Origin of the sequence: Nocardia iowensis, assembly GCF_019222765.1 — a bacterium.
In the GTDB taxonomy this organism is placed as follows: domain Bacteria; phylum Actinomycetota; class Actinomycetes; order Mycobacteriales; family Mycobacteriaceae; genus Nocardia; species Nocardia iowensis.
The window spans coordinates 8,365,976-8,383,343 of sequence record NZ_CP078145.1 but is presented as its reverse complement, the minus strand read 5'-3'; the positions used below and the strand labels follow the sequence as shown (position 1 = coordinate 8,383,343).

Below are 17,368 nucleotides of genomic sequence, written 5' to 3'. Positions count from 1 at the left end.
ATCGTCTCGTGTGTCAGCCATACACATGTGGAGGATCTCAACGCAATGGCCAAGACAATTGCGTACGACGAAGAGGCCCGTCGCGGTCTCGAGCGGGGTCTGAACGCCCTCGCCGACGCGGTCAAGGTGACGTTGGGCCCCAAGGGTCGCAACGTTGTCCTGGAGAAGAAGTGGGGCGCCCCCACGATCACCAACGATGGTGTTTCCATCGCCAAGGAGATCGAGCTGGAGGACCCGTACGAGAAGATCGGCGCCGAGCTGGTCAAGGAAGTCGCCAAGAAGACGGACGACGTCGCGGGCGACGGCACCACCACCGCCACCGTGCTCGCCCAGGCGCTCGTGCGTGAGGGTCTGCGCAACGTCGCGGCCGGCGCGAACCCGCTGGGTCTGAAGCGCGGTATCGAGAAGGCCGTCGAGGCCGTCACGGCTCGCCTGCTCGACTCGGCCAAGGAGATCGACACCAAGGAGCAGATCGCTGCTACCGCGGGCATCTCGGCCGGCGACTCGTCCATCGGTGAGCTCATCGCCGAGGCCATGGACAAGGTCGGCAAGGAAGGCGTTATCACCGTCGAGGAGAGCAACACCTTCGGGCTCCAGCTGGAGCTGACCGAGGGCATGCGCTTCGACAAGGGCTACATCTCGGGTTACTTCGTCACCGACCCGGAGCGTCAGGAAGCGGTCCTCGAGGATCCGTACATCCTGCTGGTCGGCTCGAAGATCTCGACCGTCAAGGACCTGCTGCCGCTGCTGGAGAAGGTCATCCAGGCCGGCAAGCCGCTGCTGATCATCGCCGAGGACGTCGAGGGCGAAGCCCTGTCCACTCTGGTGGTCAACAAGATCCGTGGCACCTTCAAGTCTGTCGCCGTCAAGGCGCCGGGCTTCGGTGACCGCCGCAAGGCGCAGCTCGCCGACATCGCCATCCTCACCGGTGGCGAGGTCATCAGCGAAGAGGTCGGCCTCTCCCTGGAGACCGCCGGCATCGAGCTGCTCGGCCAGGCCCGCAAGGTGGTCATCACCAAGGACGAGACCACCATCGTCGAGGGTGCGGGCGACGCGGAGGCCATCAAGGGCCGCGTTGCGCAGATCCGTGCCGAGATCGAGAACTCGGACTCGGACTACGACCGGGAGAAGCTGCAGGAGCGTCTGGCCAAGCTGGCCGGCGGTGTTGCGGTCATCAAGGCCGGTGCCGCGACCGAGGTCGAGCTCAAGGAGCGCAAGCACCGCATCGAAGATGCCGTGCGCAACGCCAAGGCTGCCGTCGAAGAGGGCATCGTCGCCGGTGGCGGCGTGGCCCTGCTGCAGTCGGCGCCTGCCCTGGACGACCTGAAGCTCAGCGGTGACGAGGCGACCGGCGCGAACATCGTGCGTGTCGCGCTGTCGGCGCCGCTGAAGCAGATCGCCTTCAACGCGGGCCTCGAGCCCGGCGTTGTCGCCGAGAAGGTCTCCAACCTGCCCGCGGGCCACGGCCTCAACGCCGACTCCGGCGTCTACGAGGACCTGCTCGCCGCCGGTGTCGCCGACCCGGTGAAGGTCACCCGCTCCGCGCTGCAGAACGCGGCGTCCATCGCGGCTCTGTTCCTCACCACCGAGGCCGTCGTCGCCGACAAGCCGGAAAAGTCCGCCGCTCCCGCCGGCGACCCGACCGGTGGCATGGGCGGCATGGACTTCTGAGTCCAGCCACCCGGCAACATCTTTCGAACCGAAAGCCGGTCCACCCTCGGGTGGGCCGGCTTTCGGCTTTTCTGGGTGCGGTTGTGGGGTCAGATTCCGTTGACGGTGACGACGGTGAACGGGTTGGGGATGCCGGGGCCCATGGGGCCGCCTTTGTCGAATTGGGAGGAGACGACGAGGGTTTGGTTGTTGTGGTGGATCAGGGTGGTGGGGATGGACAGGGATTCGTCGGTGATGTGGTGGTTCAGGGTGGCGGTGGAGCCGTTGTCGGTGAGGGTCCAGCGGGTGATGGTGTTGGTGGTGTTCTGGGCGGCCCACAGGGTGTTGTCGTTGAGGTCGAGGCCGTCGCCGTGAGCCAGGTTTCCGCCGTGCATGGTTACTTTGCGAATCGGGTCGGTGCTGTTGGGGGCGAGGCTGATTCGGTACAGGTTGCCTGCGTTCATGTCGACGACGAGTAGGTAGTTGCCTGCGGGGTCGGCGGCGATGCCGTTCAAGGCGAGGCCTGCGGGATCGTGTGGTGCGGTGGCGGCGTTCAGATCGAATTGTGTTGCCAGTTCAGCGCGTCCGCCGTGGGCGGCGGCGTCCGCCACTTGGTCGGCGGTGACGCGATAGACGACGCCGCGCACGGAATCGGTCAGGTATACGGTGCCGTCGGGGGTGATGGCGAGATCGTTGACGAAGCGCGCTGCCGCACCGGGTACCTCGAAGCGGGCGATGAGGGCGCGAGTCGTGGTGTCGTACACGGTAACTCCGGCGGTCGAGTCGGTCACCCACAGACGGCCCGCCTGGTCGACCTTCAGGCCATTGGCGGTCCTGCGGCCGTCGGCGCCTTCGGGCAGGAAGGTCTCGGCCTGCCTGGCGCCGGGCGTGGCTCGGTAGACGGCCCCGGTGGTGTACGACCCCACATAGGTGTCGCCGGTGCGCGGATCGGCGGCGATGCCCTCTGGGTAGGCGCGGTCGCTCGGCAGTTCGAAGGCGGTACTGATCGCGGGGGCCGCGGCCTCTTCGGTGGTTCCACAGGCCGCGACGGCGGCGCAGGTCAGCGCGATGGCAATGGACGACATACGGCGGCGCGTTGCGTCGTGGGACATGGTCAAGCCTCTCATCAGGTCTATCGCTTAGATGTATCCACATCTAAGAATGAGCACGAACATAGATTAGAGTTCGAATACTAGTCAAGACTCTCACCCGCGATCGGGCAGATACCATGCGCTCATGACGTCCCTGCACTCCTCCGAGCGCCTCGGCTCCTACGTGAAGCGCGCCGAGCAGGCACTGCAAACGGCGAAAAACGCCGCGTTGAAGCCCGCGGGCGTCACCGTGCCGCAGTACGCCGCCTTGCTTTTCCTCGACGAGAACCCCGGCATCTCGGCCGCCGCCCTGGCCCGGCTATGCGGCGTGACGCCACCGACGATGAACACCGTGCTGACCAACCTGCAGGACCGTGGCCTCATCGAACGAACCCCGCACGCGTGGCACAAGAACATCCTGGAAACCCGTCTCACCGAAGCGGGCACCGCCGTCATGCGGGATGCCGACGCCCGCGCGGTCCGGGTGGAACGCGCGGTGGCCGCCGGATTCACCGATGCCGAACGCGCCACCCTGCAAGATCTGCTCACCCGCTGCGCGGATCTCTTCGATGCCGTACGGCCCGAAACCCCTGCTGCCCAAAAGAAGTGAGTCAGTTCACCGTCGGGCAGCGAGGGTTCAGCCGAGCACGAAGGCTACGAGAAAGCCTGCGGCGGTAGCCATTCCCACCCACCAGCCGCCTTCGCGGTAGGCCTCTGGCATCAGCGAGTCGGCGAGCACCGCGATGGTCGCGCCACCCGCGAAGGCCTGTACCACGCTGATGTTGGTCTCGGGGAGGTTGTCGGACAACGCATGCCCGAGCACGGTCACTACGACGAGCGCCAAACCCGTTCCCGTCCATAGCCACAGCGGTCCCGAGCGTCGAGCACCGTGCGCACGCATCAGCGAAGCGCCGCTGATCGCCTCCGGCACATTGCCAACGGCAACGGCGACCAGCAGCGCGAGTCCGCCACCGCCGCCGAGGGTTACGCCGAGGGCGGTGTTCTCCGGGACGCCGTCGAGCACGGTGCCCAGCATGAGCGCCCAGCCGATTGCGTTGTCGCCCAGCCGGGTTTCGATTTGATGATTGGCCACCACATAGACCCCGGCGCCCGCGAACAGCGCCAGCGCGGCGATCAGCACGCCGGCCTGATGGAACGCGGGCTCGAAGAGTTCGTTGGACACCGCGGCGATCATGGTGCCGGAGCCGAATGCCATCAGCGACGCGAGCACGGTCTTCGGCAACGTCCAGCGCAGGCCGATCGCGGCGCCGATCACCAGCGGTACGGCCGTGCCGAGCCCGTAGAGCAACGCAATCAGCATGCGGCTCACCCTAAACGGCGCGGCCGGACGCGCTTCGTCGACAGACCGCACACGGCCGCAGCGGCGACGACGGGTGCGGTAAGCCGTCTATTCGATGTCCTATTTGTCGAACTCGGCGCACTCCGCGAAGTCCGTTGGCGGACAGGACGAATCAGGCATAACCAGCAGACCAGTTCGGTAGAGAATTATTCTATAAATTCCCGTAATAATAGCTCACGCCACCTCCGGCTGTCGGCGTCATCTGTTCCGGCAAACAGTCAGTGACAAGAGAACCTCGGACATTGTTGGGAGCGTTGCTCAGTCGGATCGCCCATCCAGCGGGCTCGATAAGTTGGCCCCCGGACAGCTCGTTTCGTCTTCCGGGGAAGGATGGGTCAGCTACTAACCGCCCTGCCAACTTTCGGCTAACGCGCGGTCGATTGCGGGTTGATACCAACGCACCGATCCATGTCGAGCCGTTCTGGGCCTTCTGTATTGTCTGGCCCAATGTCACAGGATGCGAATACGGGTCGAATGTATGCCGGGCAACCCGTCGAGGACCGGCAACGTCAGCGGCGTGCGCGTTTTCTGGAATCAGGCCTGACGGTCTTCGCGCGCGACGGCTACGCCAATAGTTCGGTCGGCGCCATCTGTAAGGACGCCGGACTCTCCTCACGACAGTTCTACGAGGAGTTCACCGGCCGCGAGTCCCTACTACTCGAGCTCTACGAGCAGATCGATCGAGAGTCGCGAGACGCGGTCGCCAAGTCATTGGAAAGCAAGGCCGACGCGAGCGCGCTCGAGATCATCGACGCGGCGGTCCGTGCCTACGTCGAGTCCATCGGATCCGATCCGCGCAAGGCGCGCGTCGCACTGGTCGAGGTGGTCGGTGCGGGCCCGAAGGTGGAGAAGTTCCGGCTCGAACTGCGCCGGGTGTGGGGCTCGCTGCTGGCCGGCGCCGCGGAGGACGCGGCCATGCACGGCGAGATCCCGACCGGCGACTACGAGATGCGGGTGCTGGCGATCATCGGCGCGGTCAACTACGTGGTGGATTCCTGGAGCGGTTCGGATCCGCGGCCACCGCTCGACGACGTGATCAGGGTGTTGAGCAGGGTGATCATGGGAGCGGTCGGCGCTTAACAGGCGCGGTCGGGGCTACGCCTGACGAGCGGGTGTGCTGGGGTGCGGTACAGCGCGGTAGCGTGCCCGGCATGGAGACGGTTCCGATCCAGATGCCGGACGGCAGCACAGTTCCGGTGCGGCTGATTTCGGCCGGTGGCGCGCACCGGCATCCGGTCACGCCGGACGCGCCGCGTCCCGTGGTGGTGATCGTGCCCGGTCTCGGTGTTCCCGCCGGGTACTACGAGCTGTTCGGCGCCCGACTGGCGGCGCGCGGGTTCGACGTGGCCATCGGGGAACTGCGCGGCAACGGCGACAGCACGCCGAAGCCGAGCGCCGCCAGCACCTACGGCTACCACGAGCTGGTCTCGGTCGACTTCCCGGCGATCTTCGAGGTGGTCCGCGAACGGTTCCCGGCCAGCACGCCCTATCTGCTCGGGCACAGCATGGGCGGTCAGTTCGCGGTGATGTATGCCTCGCGGATCCGCGGTCGGCTCGGCGGGCTGATCCTGGTCGCCTCCGGAACGCCGTATTACCGTGCGTACCCGGGACTTTCGAGTCCCGGCATCCTGTTCGGCACCGCCGCCGCCTCGCTGACCGCCAACGTGGCGGGCTTCTGGCCGGGCGACCGGATCTCGATGGGCTTCGGCCGCCAGTCCAAGGTGCTGATCTCGGACTGGGCCCGGCTGGCCCGCACCGGCCGGTTCGTGCCGGTCGGCGCGGATATCGACTACGAGGAGCGGATCGCGCGGCTGAAGCTGCCCGTGCTGTCGATCACCATGACCGGTGACGACCTCACGCCACCCGGCTCCGCCGAGCACCTGCTGGCGAAGCTGCCGAAGGCCGACGTGACCACCTGGCGCGAGCCGAACCCGTTGGGCCACAACGGCTGGATCCGCGAACCCACCAGCACCATCGACCAGATCGAGAAGTGGCTACGCGATCGCTCCTGAACGCGGGGTTCGCCGGTGGTGGGCGAAGCCTTCGAGCATCGCGTCCAGGCCGATATCGAAGTGGTCGGTGTTAGCGGCGTATGAGAGATCTTCGGGTACAACAGGTTTCGGATCAGCGGCCTGGTCGGTCCGCTGGGCGGCGACGGTGGCGATGGCGTGGCTGAGGATGTGGCCGATCGTGTACTCGCGTAGGCAGCGGGTCATCTGTAGCGCCACCGTCGCCGAAAACCCGGCGCCCTGCAGGTGTTCCACCATCCAACTGCCGGTTTCGACCGCCAGCTCGCTGCGCACCGGACGAGTCGCGAAGACCGGCACCGCATTCGGATGCCGCCGCAGCGTGGAACGCAGCCGGTGCGCGTAGGCGCGCATCAGGTCGCGCCAAGGCTCCTGCCACGGCAGGGATTCCATATCCAGTTCGGCGAACATGGCGGCGGCGATGCCGTCGAACAGATCCTGTTGATCGGTGAAATGCCGGTAGGCCGCCATCGGGTCCGCGCCGAGCGCGGCCCCGAGTTTGCGCATCGAAAAGCCGTCGACACCGGTCTGATCTATCAGGGTCAGCGCGATCGCGGCGATATAGTCGCGGTTCAACACTGTTCGCGTCGTTGGCGCGGGCCGCGCGCGCCGGACGGCAGCGCGGGGACGGCGCACGCCGGATACCTCGACGGCGTTTTCCGAACTCACGACAGCTTCTCCTCCCGAACCCAGGTCTACGGTGTAGCGGACATCTACACCGTAGGCCCAGGTCGCGGCGCCCGCGGTTATCCGCGCCGTTCGATCAGCATCTGAGTGAAGAACTCGTAGATCAGACCGGCCTGGAAGGCCGACTGCTTGTTGTCCGCCGCGCCGCCGTGGCCACCCTCGATGTTCTCGTGGTACCAGAACTCGTGGCCCTGCTCCTCCAGCAACGCGGCCATCTTGCGGGCATGGCCGGGATGCACGCGGTCGTCGCGGGTGGAGGTGGTCAGCAGGATCGGCGGGTAGGCCACATCGGCGCGCACATTCTGGTACGGCGAGTACTTGCTGATGTACTCCCATTCCTCCGGCTTGTCCGGGTCACCGTATTCGGCGATCCAGGAGGCCCCCGCCAGCAGCAGGTGATAGCGCTTCATGTCCAGCAGCGGCACCTGGCAGACGATGGCGCCGAACAGTTCGGGGTACCGGGTCAGCATAACGCCCATGAGCAGGCCGCCATTGCTGCCGCCCACCGCGCCGAGCTGATCGGCGGTGGTGATGCCGCGGGCGACAAGGTCTTTCGCGATCGCGGCGAAGTCCTCGTACACCTTGTGCCGGTTGGCCTTCTGGACCGAGGTGTGCCACTGCGGACCGTATTCGCCGCCGCCACGAATATTGGTCATCACCCAGGTGCCGCCGCGTTCCAGCCAGCCCATCCCGGACGCGCCGCTGTAGGCGGGGGTGCGTGAGACCTCGAAGCCGCCGTAACCGGACATCACCGTCGGACCCGGCGTGCCCTTGCGGTCGCGATGGCGGATCACGAAGTACGGCACCATCGTTCCGTCAGCCGAGGTGGCGAAGAACTGCTCGGTCTCGATGCCGTCGGCGTCGAAGAAGCCGGGCTCCTGCTTGAGCTGCTCGGTGCTGCCGCCGACCGAACTGGCCAGCAGTGTGGCCGGCGTGGTGAATCCACTGGTGGTGAGCATGAATTCGTCACCACCCTCGAGTGGGTCGAGGTTCATGACGCTGGTGGTTGCCATCGGTGGCGTGTCGGCCAGCGACTCCCTGCGCCAGCCGGCCGCGCCCGGTGTCACCACGTAGAGCTTGGTCTGCACGTCCTCCAATGTGATGAGCAGCAGATGGTTCTCGGTCCAGCCGTAACCGTGCAGGGACGTGTGCTCGTCCGGGGTGAAGATCACCTCGAATTCCCGCGCGCCGGAAAGGAACTTCTCGAAGTTCATGGCCAGCAGCGCGCCCGCGGGATAAGTGCTGCCGCCGACCTCCCACGGCGACTTCAGCCGGACCAGCAGCCAGTCCTTGTACCAGGATTCGCTGGCGTCGGTGGGCACGTCCAGATGCCGCAGGGTGCCGTCGTCCTCGAGCAGGTACACCTCTTCGTTGAAGAAGTCGGTGGCGCGGCCGATGAAATGGCGTTCGTAGCCGGGGGTTCGGTCGTAGCCCGCCGAGACCGCGACGTCACCGGGTTCGCCTTCGAATACGGTCACCGCTTCGGCCAGGTCGGTGCCGCGATGCCAGCGCTTGGCGATGCGCGGATAGCCGGAGTCGGTCAGCGAGCCGGGGCCGAAATCCGTGCCGACGTAGACGGAATCGATGTCGATCCAGCGCATCTCGGACTTCGCCTCGGGCAGAAAGAAGCCGCCGTCCGCCGGATCGATGAACTTCCTTGTCGCCATGTCGAACTCGCGGATCACCTTGGCGTCCGCGCCGCCGCGAGACAGGCTGATCAGCGCGCGCGACTGCACCGGTCGCAGCACTACGGCACCGCCCCACACCCAGTTCTCGTCCTCGGCGGCGGCCAGCGCGTCCAGATCGATCAGCACGTCCCAGTCCGGCGACTCCGCGGCGTACTCGGCGAAGGTGGTGCGGCGCCACAGCCCGCGCGGATGCTCGGCATCGCGCCAGAAGTTGTAGAGCCAGGGGCCGCGCCGGCCCGGGTAGGCGATCTTGGTGTCGGTGTCGAGCATGTCCAGGATGCGGCGCTCGAGTTCGCTGAACCGGTCGGAGGAGGCGAAGCGCTCGACGACCACGCTGTTGTGCGCCCGCGCCCAGTCGAGGGCCCGCTCATCGGTCACTTCTTCGAGCCAGAGGTAAGGATCGGTCACGTTCTGCTCAACGCCGGTCATGCCCTTATTGTTGCCGAGGGGCACAAATCGGGACTCCGGGGTTACCAGAAGTGCGCTACATCGACCACGACCCGCGACCCGTTGCCCGGTCCGTCGAGGGTGAATGCCCGCATCGGCAGCCTGCCGCGGACGCCGAGGCCGACCGTGGTCTGCCCCTCGAACGATCCGGCCCAGGCGACCTGGCGGAAGGTCTGGTAGCCGGTCACGTCGACCAGCTCGTTCCGGTTCGCGGGCAGGTAGGTGGCGTTGCCCGCGTCGTCGTAGGCGGGCGCGAGCACCACGACATTCAGGAACGCACCGCCGCGCAGTGGCACCGGCGCGCCCGACCCGTCCATCGTCACCGCCTCGACATAGCCGACGCGGTAGCCCGCCGCCGGTCCCGCGAGATCGAAGACCAGCCGATCGAAGCAGTCGTGCCGGCCGGAGCGGACGCCGGTGATCGGCGCGGTCGACATCGGCTTGCTCGCCTTGTCGAGCGAACCCCACACCAATCCGCAATAAGGGGGCGTCGCCGCGGCCGGTCCAGGAATGATCAACAGGCCGACGAAAATCGCGACGGAGGCAATCAACAGAAATATGCGACGCATGCCGCACCGCCTTCAGGCAGAAAGAATGAAGCATTCGGTAAATCGGGCGAATTGGACATGTTGTTACTGCTCGTCGGCAAGGCGGCTCAGTAAGATCGCAACTCCGAGTTCATCCGACCAGGAGGTCAGTGGTTGCCGCCATTTCTCTGGGAGCAGCACTGCTGCCTGCCGCTGCACCCTTCGGCGCGGATCGCGGACCTCGCGCGGTATCCGCTCGGTTCCTATCTGTCGGTGAATGTCGGGTATTCGGCGCAGTCGACCGAGGATTCGTTGAAGCTGACGCGTCAGTTCCGCGCGGAAGCACTCGCCGACGGCCGGTTTCGTTTGGTGCACAGCCATTCCGACATCGGCGATCCGGAAACCATTGCCCTGGCGTTCGATCTGGAGGACTCCGGCCCCCTTGGTGGCGATCTCGACAATGTGGAGCTTTTCTACGAGCTGGGTGTCCGATCGCTGCTGCCGACCTATAACCATGCCAACCAGGCGGGTTGCGGTTGCCTCGACACCGATGACACCGGGCTCACCGCCTACGGCCGGGACCTGGTGCGCAAGCTCAACGAGGTCGGCATGTTCGTCGACGGGTCGCACTGTTCCCGGCGCACCGCACTGGACCTCGCCACACATACCCGGGCGCCGATGATCTACAGTCACTCCAATTTCGCCGCGCTGTGGGAGCACCCGCGCAATATCACCGATGAGCAAGCGAAGGCCTGTGCCGCGACGGGCGGCGTGATCGGACTCAATGGTGTGGGAATCTTCCTGGGCCGCAACGGAGTCGAGGACACCGCCGGGCGGGTCGAGGCGATGGCCGATCATGTCGAGTACGGGGTCGAGCTGGTCGGTATCGAGCACATCGGCATCGGATCGGATTACTCGTTCGATGCCGCGGATTTCAACGACATGCTCAGGGCGCACCCCGAGGCATTTTCCGAGTCGTACACCAAATGGGGCCCGTTGCAATGGGTTCCGCCCGAGGACCTGCTCGGCCTGAGCGGGGTTCCTGGCCTCGACGAGGTGCTGGCCCGCCGGGGATTCAGTCTTGGCGATCGGGCGGCGGTGTTCGGGGGCAATTTCTCCCGGATCGCGGCGCAGGTATGGCGCGACTGAGGGTATCGGCACGGTTTGGTGAGTGCTGGATCGAGGCTGCGCGGTCCGCGCACCCGGGCGCGGCGCGACAAGTGTTGTCGCGCCGCGTAACCCGTGCCTGTGCCGGTCACCCGAGGCGGACCAGCATCTTGCCGGTGTTCGCGCCGGAGAGCACACCGAGGAATGCGGCCGGTGCCTGCTCGATACCTTCGTACACCGTCTCCGTGGTGCGGATCGTCCCGTCGGCCAGCCAGCCCGCGGCCTTCGCGATGTACTCGCCGAAGATCGGGAAGTAGCTGTTCACGAGCATGCCGCGCAGTGAAACCTCCCGTGTCGCAGCCTTGTACAGGTCCGGGCCCGGCTCGGCGGTGTCGCCGTTGTAGCCGCTGATCGCACCGACGAGCGCGATCCGGCCCTTCGGGCGCATGGCCTCGACGGCGACGCGCAGGTGTTCGCCACCGACACTGTCGAGGTAGACGTCGACGCCATCCGGTGCGGCCGCCGCAAGCTGCCCGGCCAGATCGCCTGCCCGATAGTCGATGGCGGCGTCGAAGCCGAATTCGTCGAGCAGCAGCCTGGTCTTGGCGGGCCCGCCCGCGGACCCGATCACCTTGGTCGCGCCGAGTGCCTTGGCGATCTGCCCGGCGACACTGCCCACCGCGCCCGCCGCCGCCGAAATGAACACGGTGTCACCGGGATTCACGCGCGCAACATCGGTCAGTGCCGCGTACGCGGTGAGGCCGGTGGTGCCGAGTGCGCCGAGGTAGTGATGCGCCGCGGCGAGCGAGGTGTCGATGGGGGTCACCGCTGCCGCGTCGAGCACCGCGTACTCCCGCCAACCCGCGAAGTGCGACACCGTGCTGCCGACCGTGATGCCCGCCGCCTCCGAGGCGATCACCTCGCCGACCGCCGAACCCTCCAGCGCCGCACCCAACTCGAACGGTGCGATATAGGACGGACGATCATCCATCCGTCCCCGCATGTAGGGATCCACCGACATCCAGGTGTTGCGCACCAGTACCTGTCCCTCGGCCAGCTCCTCGATCGGCCGCTCCACCAACGCGAAGTGCTGCGCCGTCGGCGCGCCGTCCGGTCGCGCGGCCAACTGGATCTCCCGCGAGGTCCGCGGCAACGTGCCGTTCGCGTCGCCGGTAACCGATGCCTGAGTGGTCTGGATGCTCATCGCTCTGCCCCTTATTCGCTCTTGCCGAACCCATCCGATCCGGTACTGAGAACGCTATGAGCCGCCCGCCCCAACCCCCAGGTCCCGCGACGCCACCCTCCGGTCCGAACACGACACGATCTCGTCGCGCCCGAACGGGACACCTCGGAGAACCTTTTCGACGTTTCCTCCGCCACGTCCCGTTCGGTGACGACCGACGGTGCGAGGGGGCGGTTTCGATGGTTGCCGCAGCCATGGCCCGTTCGTTGCCGGAGACTATGTCCTGATGGCGGACGGTGACGTGCCGCTCCATCGTCGGAAGGCTTTGCGGAGGGCGCGGTCGTCGGTGAAGCCCAGGCGGGCCGCGATGGCGGAGGTGGTCAGATGTCCTTCGGCGAGCAGGGTTTTGGCTTGCTCGTAGCGGACCAGGTCGAACTCGGTGCGCCAACTGGTGCCGTGTTCGGCCAACTGGCGTTGCAGGGTGCGTGGGCTGACGGCCAATCGATGGGCGACGGTCGCCAACGAGGGGTCGCCCGCGGCGAGTGCGGCGGCCAGGGCGATGCGGAAGGCCTCCAGCGGGCCGGGGATCGGGCGGGCCGTGGCCAGGACCAGGTCGGCGTGGCTGCGGAGGAGGTCGGCGAGCATCGGGTCGGCACGGGGGAGTGCGGCGGTGGCGTCCGCGGCGGTGAAGGTGATGGTGTCGGCAGGGGCGTCGAATTCGATGCGGTCGGTGCCGAAGGCGTCGAGCAGGACATCGTGGTTGCCCGGTGCCGCGCGACTGAAGGCGACGCGGGCCGGAATCACGTGGCGGCCGGTCGCTTCGCGGGCGCGCCGCAGGTAGTAGGCGAGCACGTACTCGTTGATCACCGCCGCGACCGCCGGGTCACCGGCGGTGGTGCGGAAACCGACGGTGAGGTCGCCGTCGCCGCTGAGGTCGAAACCTTCGGCTGCCGCGGTCACCAGCCGGTGGTACGGCTGTGCGGTCCGTAAGGCATCGGCCAGTGTCGGCCCGTTCGTGACGAGATAGTCCCAGGTGGTGAGGGTCCCGAGCGGTGCGGCATCGACCACGGCGAGCCCAGCGCCTGGCTCCGGCCTGATTCGCGCCAGCAATTCCCACAGCCGCACCAGCGAGCTCAGCGGTATGCGATTGAGCTCCCCGGACAGGATCGTGTCGTCGGTGCCGGGAATTGTCGCGAGCTGGTCGTCACCGACCCCGGCTCGCCGGGCGGTGTCGCGGACCAACCGGATCAGATGTGTCGAGGCGGTGCCGTCGATGGGGGACACGGGCAGCGCGGGCGGCGGCTGGCCGAACCCGGCGGCCGACGTCGATCGGTGCGTTGGGCGTTCCTCTCGGATCGCCGATCGACTCTGCACCACCGGCCAACAGTAGCGAGTCGAAATGTCCGGTTCCTTACTCCGTCCGCATCGCGAACACCGAACTTCCGGCCAGCTGTGGCCCACGGCTCAGTGTTGTGGGGGACCGGTGAGCCAACTCGTGGCGACAGAGTTAGGCTCGGTGTCGTGACTTCCCATTACGACGTTGTCGTTCTCGGTGCCGGTCCTGGCGGTTACGTCGCCGCCATCCGTGCGGCACAGTTAGGCCTCCGTACCGCGATCGTCGAGCAAAAGTACTGGGGCGGTGTGTGCCTGAACGTCGGCTGCATCCCTTCCAAGGCGTTGCTGCGTAACGCTGAGCTGGCCCACATCTTCACCAAGGAAGCCAGGACCTTCGGGATCTCGGGCGAGGTGAACTTCGACTTCGGTGTGGCGTTCGACCGCAGCCGGAAGGTGGCGGACGGCCGGGTCAAGGGCGTCCACTTCCTGATGAAGAAGAACAAGATCGACGAGTTCGACGGCAAGGGCTCCTTCACCGACGCGAACACCCTCTCGGTCGAGCTGACCAAGGGCGGCACCGAGTCCATCACGTTCGACAACGCGATCATCGCCGCGGGCACCGTCACCAAACTGCTGCCCGGCACCGAGCTGAGCGCCAACGTGGTCACCTACGAGGAGCAGATCCTCACCCGCGACCTGCCCGGCTCGATCCTCATCGTCGGCGCGGGCGCGATCGGCATGGAGTTCGGTTACGTCCTGAAGAACTACGGCGTCGACGTGCGCATCGTGGAGTTCCTGGACCGCGCGCTGCCAAACGAGGACGCCGACGTCTCCAAGGAGATCACCAAGCAGTACAAGAAGCTCGGCATCACCATCACCACCGGTGCGGCGGTGCAGTCCATCGATGACGACGGCTCGAAGGTCACCGTCTCGATCAAGGACAACAAGTCCGGCAACGTGGAGACGGTCACCGTCGACAAGGTGCTGCAGGCCGTCGGCTTCGCGCCCCGGGTCGAGGGCTACGGCCTCGACGCGGCGGGTGTCCAGCTCACCGATCGCGGCGCCATCGCGATCGACGACTACATGCGCACCAATGTTCCGCACATCTACGCCATCGGCGATGTGACCGCGAAACTGCAGCTCGCCCACGTGGCGGAGGCGCAGGGTGTGGTCGCCGCCGAGACCATCGCGGGTGCGGAGACCGTCACCCTCGGCGACTACCGGATGATGCCGCGCGCCACCTTCTGTCAGCCGCAGGTCGCCAGCTTCGGCCTGACCGAGCAGCAGGCGCGCGACGAGGGCTACGACGTGAAGGTCGCGACCTTCCCGTTCACCGCCAACGGCAAGGCGCACGGCCTCGGCGACCCGACCGGTTTCGTCAAGCTGGTCGCCGACGCCAAGTACGGCGAACTGCTCGGCGGCCACCTCATCGGCCCGGACGTCTCGGAGCTGCTGCCCGAGCTGACCCTGGCGCAGAAGTGGGACCTCACCGTCAACGAGCTCACCCGCAACGTGCACACCCACCCGACCCTCAGCGAAGCCCTCCAGGAAGCCTTCCACGGCCTCGCCGGGCACATGATCAACTTCTGATCCGGCGCCGGGTTTCGACGACGGTGGTGTTCGGGCCGAAAGGTCCGGGCGCCACCGTTTTTCGTTCGGTAGCAGGCCTCGATAAGTCGCGTCCGCCAGGCCGGTCTGCTAGACAGCAGTGATGCGAAAGTGGCTTATCGGCGGGGCACTGGTGCTGGTGATAGTGCTGGCGTTGGGGGTCGGCGGGTATTACCTGATGAATTCCCGGACGTACCAGTTGGCGGGGCGGCTGGTGGATCGGGTGGACACCAGTGACAAGGTGGTCGCGCTGACGCTGGACGACGGGCCGACGGACAAGGCGCCCGAGGTGCTGAAAACGCTTGCGGACAGCCAGGTTCCGGCCACGTTCTATCTGAACGGGCGTGATCTCGCCGCCCATCCGGCGCACGGTAGGGCGATCGCCCAGGCCGGTCACGAGATCGGCAACCACACCTACAACCACCGCCGGATGGTCTTGGTCTCCGCCGACACGGTTCGGGACGAGGTCGAACGCACCGATGCCGAAATCGCGAAAACCGGCTACCAGGGCCCGGTTACCTTCCGCCCGCCCAATGGCAAGAAGCTCTGGTCGCTCCCGAAATACCTGTCCGACCATGACCGCACCACGGTGACCTGGGACGTCGAACCCGACTCCGGCGGAAAGCCGAGCACCGACCGGCTCGTCGCGGATACGGTCGGCAAGGTCCGCCCCGGTTCGATCATCCTGCTCCACGTCATGCATCAATACGCCGATGCCGCGCTAGCCGCCATTCCCCGCATCGTCAGTGAACTTCGTTCCGCGGGTTACCAATTCGTCACCGTATCGGAACTGATGAAGCACTGATCAGAGCATGCCGTAGGCGTGGTCCGGAGTGAAGAGGGCCAGTGCGCGGTGTTCGGCGACCATGGCCCGGCGGTATTCGTCCCAATCGGGATGTTCGCCGGAGGCACTGCGGTAGTAGTCGACCAAGGCATCGACGATGGGGTCGTCCGGCTCGGCGGCGACCGGGGTGAGTTCGACGATGCCCTCGAGCACGGCATAGGCGAAGAAGTCGTCGCGGGTGACGTGGATGGCGGCCCACGGGTCGCGCACCAGGTTGTGGTACTTCGCGCGGTCGGCGGTGATGGAGATGCGGATGATGCCGTCGTCGCCGACTACGTGCAGCACGTTGGACAGCTGGGGGCGGCCGTTGCGGCGGATCGTGGTGAGTACCGACCTGCGGTGGGTGCGGGCGAAATCGACTGCGGTGGCGAGTTCCATTCCGGTATCAACCGGCGGTGATCCCGGTCTCTTCCCGTGCCTCAGTCGCGGTGGTAGGCCGCCTGGGCCTCGTGGACCTTGGGCATGTTCTTCTCGACCACCTGGATCAGCGCCTCGAGCTGGGCGGCGACCTCGGCGCCGACCTCGGTCAACGTGTATTCGACGCGCGGCGGGATGGTTTCGTACACCTCGCGGTGCACCATGCCGTCCCGTTCCAGCGATTGCAGGGTCTGCGACAGCATCCGTTCGCTGACGCCGTCGACGCGCCTGCGCAGTGCGCTGAACCGGTAGGAACCCTCGCGCAGCGCGACGAGGGCGAGGATGCCCCAGCGGCTCGCCACATTGTGCAAAACCGGCCGTGACGTGCAGTTTCGGGCGAAAACGTCGGCTTCCAGCGTCGGATCGTCCAGGTCTGGCGACGATGTGCGCTGCGTACTCATGTATCCGATAGTACCCATCTTGACCAAAGTGGTGTAGGAATGAATAGTACTTACTAATAGTTAGTACATGTCGATTCGTACATACTCTGGGAGGTAGTTATGACCGTTGCCGTCACCGGTGCCAGCGGACAGCTGGGCCGTCTTGTCGTGCAGGCACTGCTGCGTGAAGGTTCCACTCCGGTCGTCGCGATCGTCCGCGATCCGCAGAAGGTCGCCGACCTGGCCGAGCGTGGTGCCGAGGTTCGTCAGGCGAGCTACGACGACGCTGCCGCGCTTGACCGTGCGCTCACCGGGGTCGACCGGGTGCTACTGGTCTCCGGCAATGAATTCGGTGCGCGAGTACCGCAGCACACCAACGTCATTCGCGCCGCCGAGCGTGCTGGCGTGGAACTGCTCGCCTACACCAGCATTCCGCGCGCGACGGAGAACCCGTTGATCCTGGCGCAAGAGCACATCGGCACCGAAGCGGTGCTCGCGAATGCGACTGTCCCGCATGTGGTGCTACGCAATAGCTGGTACTGGGAGAACTACGTGCCCGAGCTCGCGCACGCGGTCGAGTCCGGTGTGCTGTACGGCGCGGCGGGTGCGGGACGGGTGGCGGGTGCGGCGCGCGCCGACTTCGCGGACGCGGCCGCGAAGGTGCTCACCACCGACGGACATGCCGGGCAAGTGTACGAACTGGGTGGCGACGAGCACCTCACCAGTGCTGATCTGGCCCAAGCGATGTCGCAGGCATCGGGTAAGCCGGTGCGCTACGAGAATCTGTCGGAGGCCGATTACGTCGCCGTGCTGGAGCGGGCCGGAACGCCCGCCGATTTCGCGAAGGTCCTCGGCGATTCGAGTGCCGGTATCGCGAGCGGCATCCTCGATGTGCAGACCGGTGATCTGCAGAAGTTGCTCGGCAGGCCGTCGACACCGGCCGTCGAGGTATTTCGCGCGGCGCTCGGATAACCATGCCGCACGGGCGGCGAGGTCCCCTGCCGGAAACCTCGCCGC

General features: G+C 66.4%; 17 protein-coding genes. 8 read left to right on the top strand and 9 right to left on the bottom strand.

Going from position 1 to position 17,368, the window contains the following annotated elements:
* Nucleotides 1-45 precede the first annotated feature (45 nt).
* Entirely contained in the window at nucleotides 46-1,671 is a 1,626-nt protein-coding gene (groL, locus tag KV110_RS38720; protein WP_218472055.1) for a chaperonin GroEL, read from the top strand.
* Between the two features lie 89 nt (nucleotides 1,672-1,760).
* On the opposite strand, the gene KV110_RS38715 is transcribed toward groL, so the two are convergent.
* Nucleotides 1,761-2,735: an SMP-30/gluconolactonase/LRE family protein gene (locus tag KV110_RS38715; RefSeq protein WP_246634230.1), complete on the bottom strand. Its 975-nt coding sequence runs from the start codon at nucleotides 2,733-2,735 to the stop codon at nucleotides 1,761-1,763.
* Between the two features lie 151 nt (nucleotides 2,736-2,886).
* On the opposite strand from KV110_RS38715, the gene KV110_RS38710 reads away from it, so the two are divergent.
* Nucleotides 2,887-3,351 (top strand): MarR family winged helix-turn-helix transcriptional regulator, encoded by a 465-nt coding sequence (locus KV110_RS38710; RefSeq protein ID WP_218472053.1) that lies wholly within the window; start codon nucleotides 2,887-2,889, stop codon nucleotides 3,349-3,351.
* A gap of 27 nt (nucleotides 3,352-3,378) precedes the next feature.
* Here the strand turns inward: KV110_RS38710 and KV110_RS38705 are convergent, their stop codons facing one another.
* A complete protein-coding gene (locus tag KV110_RS38705; protein WP_218472052.1) occupies nucleotides 3,379-4,062 on the bottom strand; it encodes a ZIP family metal transporter in 684 nt (227 codons plus the stop codon).
* 486 nt (nucleotides 4,063-4,548) lie between these two features.
* Between KV110_RS38705 and KV110_RS38700 the strand changes: the two genes are divergently transcribed.
* Together KV110_RS38700 and KV110_RS38695 are read left to right on the top strand one after the other, a co-directional pair.
* The gene (locus KV110_RS38700) at nucleotides 4,549-5,181 is read left to right on the top strand and encodes a TetR/AcrR family transcriptional regulator (protein ID WP_246634229.1); all 633 of its coding nucleotides are present in this window, start codon (nucleotides 4,549-4,551) and stop codon (nucleotides 5,179-5,181) included.
* Nucleotides 5,182-5,252: 71 nt separating this feature from the next.
* Complete coding sequence (locus KV110_RS38695) at nucleotides 5,253-6,113, top strand: alpha/beta hydrolase family protein (protein ID WP_218472051.1); 861 nt, start codon at nucleotides 5,253-5,255, stop codon at nucleotides 6,111-6,113.
* Here KV110_RS38695 and KV110_RS38690 read toward each other — a convergent pair.
* The 3 genes from KV110_RS38690 to KV110_RS38680 form a co-directional block, all read right to left on the bottom strand.
* On the bottom strand, nucleotides 6,096-6,797 hold the full coding sequence (locus KV110_RS38690; RefSeq protein ID WP_218472050.1) for a TetR/AcrR family transcriptional regulator C-terminal domain-containing protein: 702 nt from the start codon (nucleotides 6,795-6,797) through the stop codon (nucleotides 6,096-6,098). The two genes, KV110_RS38695 and KV110_RS38690, sit on opposite strands and share 18 nt — an antisense overlap.
* Nucleotides 6,798-6,874: 77 nt before the next feature.
* The gene (locus tag KV110_RS38685) at nucleotides 6,875-8,932 is read right to left on the bottom strand and encodes a prolyl oligopeptidase family serine peptidase (protein ID WP_218472049.1); all 2,058 of its coding nucleotides are present in this window, start codon (nucleotides 8,930-8,932) and stop codon (nucleotides 6,875-6,877) included.
* 41 nt (nucleotides 8,933-8,973) lie between these two features.
* Nucleotides 8,974-9,519 (bottom strand): AMIN-like domain-containing (lipo)protein, encoded by a 546-nt coding sequence (locus tag KV110_RS38680; RefSeq protein WP_218472048.1) that lies wholly within the window; start codon nucleotides 9,517-9,519, stop codon nucleotides 8,974-8,976.
* A gap of 132 nt (nucleotides 9,520-9,651) precedes the next feature.
* Here KV110_RS38680 and KV110_RS38675 point away from each other — a divergent pair, with 132 nt between their 5' ends.
* Nucleotides 9,652-10,626 (top strand): dipeptidase, encoded by a 975-nt coding sequence (locus KV110_RS38675; RefSeq protein ID WP_218472047.1) that lies wholly within the window; start codon nucleotides 9,652-9,654, stop codon nucleotides 10,624-10,626.
* Between the two features lie 106 nt (nucleotides 10,627-10,732).
* Here KV110_RS38675 and KV110_RS38670 read toward each other — a convergent pair whose 3' ends face one another.
* On the bottom strand, nucleotides 10,733-11,788 hold the full coding sequence (locus tag KV110_RS38670) for an NADP-dependent oxidoreductase (RefSeq protein WP_218472046.1): 1,056 nt from the start codon (nucleotides 11,786-11,788) through the stop codon (nucleotides 10,733-10,735).
* 255 nt (nucleotides 11,789-12,043) lie between these two features.
* On the bottom strand, nucleotides 12,044-13,144 hold the full coding sequence (locus tag KV110_RS38665) for an AraC family transcriptional regulator (RefSeq protein ID WP_246634228.1): 1,101 nt from the start codon (nucleotides 13,142-13,144) through the stop codon (nucleotides 12,044-12,046).
* Between the two features lie 144 nt (nucleotides 13,145-13,288).
* Here KV110_RS38665 and lpdA point away from each other — a divergent pair, with 144 nt between their 5' ends.
* Nucleotides 13,289-14,692, top strand: coding sequence for a dihydrolipoyl dehydrogenase (lpdA, locus tag KV110_RS38660; protein WP_218472045.1), 1,404 nt, complete (start codon nucleotides 13,289-13,291; stop codon nucleotides 14,690-14,692).
* A 121-nt stretch (nucleotides 14,693-14,813) separates the two neighbouring features.
* Complete coding sequence (locus KV110_RS38655) at nucleotides 14,814-15,515, top strand: polysaccharide deacetylase family protein (protein WP_218472044.1); 702 nt, start codon at nucleotides 14,814-14,816, stop codon at nucleotides 15,513-15,515.
* Here KV110_RS38655 and KV110_RS38650 read toward each other — a convergent pair whose 3' ends face one another.
* Together KV110_RS38650 and KV110_RS38645 are read right to left on the bottom strand one after the other, a co-directional pair.
* Nucleotides 15,516-15,932 (bottom strand): PPOX class F420-dependent oxidoreductase, encoded by a 417-nt coding sequence (locus tag KV110_RS38650; protein ID WP_218472043.1) that lies wholly within the window; start codon nucleotides 15,930-15,932, stop codon nucleotides 15,516-15,518.
* A 41-nt stretch (nucleotides 15,933-15,973) separates the two neighbouring features.
* Nucleotides 15,974-16,372 (bottom strand): winged helix-turn-helix transcriptional regulator, encoded by a 399-nt coding sequence (locus tag KV110_RS38645; protein ID WP_218472042.1) that lies wholly within the window; start codon nucleotides 16,370-16,372, stop codon nucleotides 15,974-15,976.
* 99 nt (nucleotides 16,373-16,471) lie between these two features.
* On the opposite strand from KV110_RS38645, the gene KV110_RS38640 reads away from it, so the two are divergent.
* Entirely contained in the window at nucleotides 16,472-17,323 is an 852-nt protein-coding gene (locus tag KV110_RS38640; RefSeq protein ID WP_218472041.1) for an SDR family oxidoreductase, read from the top strand.
* Nucleotides 17,324-17,368: the final 45 nt, after the last annotated feature.

Coding starts and splice junctions, on each gene's coding strand:
- groL (WP_218472055.1), top strand. CDS start 46: ATGGCCAAGACAATTGCGTACGACGAAGAGGCCCGTCGCGGTCTCGAG.
- KV110_RS38715 (WP_246634230.1), bottom strand. CDS start 2,735: ATGTCGTCCATTGCCATCGCGCTGACCTGCGCCGCCGTCGCGGCCTGT.
- KV110_RS38710 (WP_218472053.1), top strand. CDS start 2,887: ATGACGTCCCTGCACTCCTCCGAGCGCCTCGGCTCCTACGTGAAGCGC.
- KV110_RS38705 (WP_218472052.1), bottom strand. CDS start 4,062: ATGCTGATTGCGTTGCTCTACGGGCTCGGCACGGCCGTACCGCTGGTG.
- KV110_RS38700 (WP_246634229.1), top strand. CDS start 4,549: ATGTCACAGGATGCGAATACGGGTCGAATGTATGCCGGGCAACCCGTC.
- KV110_RS38695 (WP_218472051.1), top strand. CDS start 5,253: ATGGAGACGGTTCCGATCCAGATGCCGGACGGCAGCACAGTTCCGGTG.
- KV110_RS38685 (WP_218472049.1), bottom strand. CDS start 8,932: ATGACCGGCGTTGAGCAGAACGTGACCGATCCTTACCTCTGGCTCGAA.
- KV110_RS38680 (WP_218472048.1), bottom strand. CDS start 9,519: ATGCGTCGCATATTTCTGTTGATTGCCTCCGTCGCGATTTTCGTCGGC.
- KV110_RS38670 (WP_218472046.1), bottom strand. CDS start 11,788: ATGAGCATCCAGACCACTCAGGCATCGGTTACCGGCGACGCGAACGGC.
- KV110_RS38655 (WP_218472044.1), top strand. CDS start 14,814: ATGCGAAAGTGGCTTATCGGCGGGGCACTGGTGCTGGTGATAGTGCTG.
- KV110_RS38650 (WP_218472043.1), bottom strand. CDS start 15,932: ATGGAACTCGCCACCGCAGTCGATTTCGCCCGCACCCACCGCAGGTCG.
- KV110_RS38645 (WP_218472042.1), bottom strand. CDS start 16,372: ATGAGTACGCAGCGCACATCGTCGCCAGACCTGGACGATCCGACGCTG.
- KV110_RS38640 (WP_218472041.1), top strand. CDS start 16,472: ATGACCGTTGCCGTCACCGGTGCCAGCGGACAGCTGGGCCGTCTTGTC.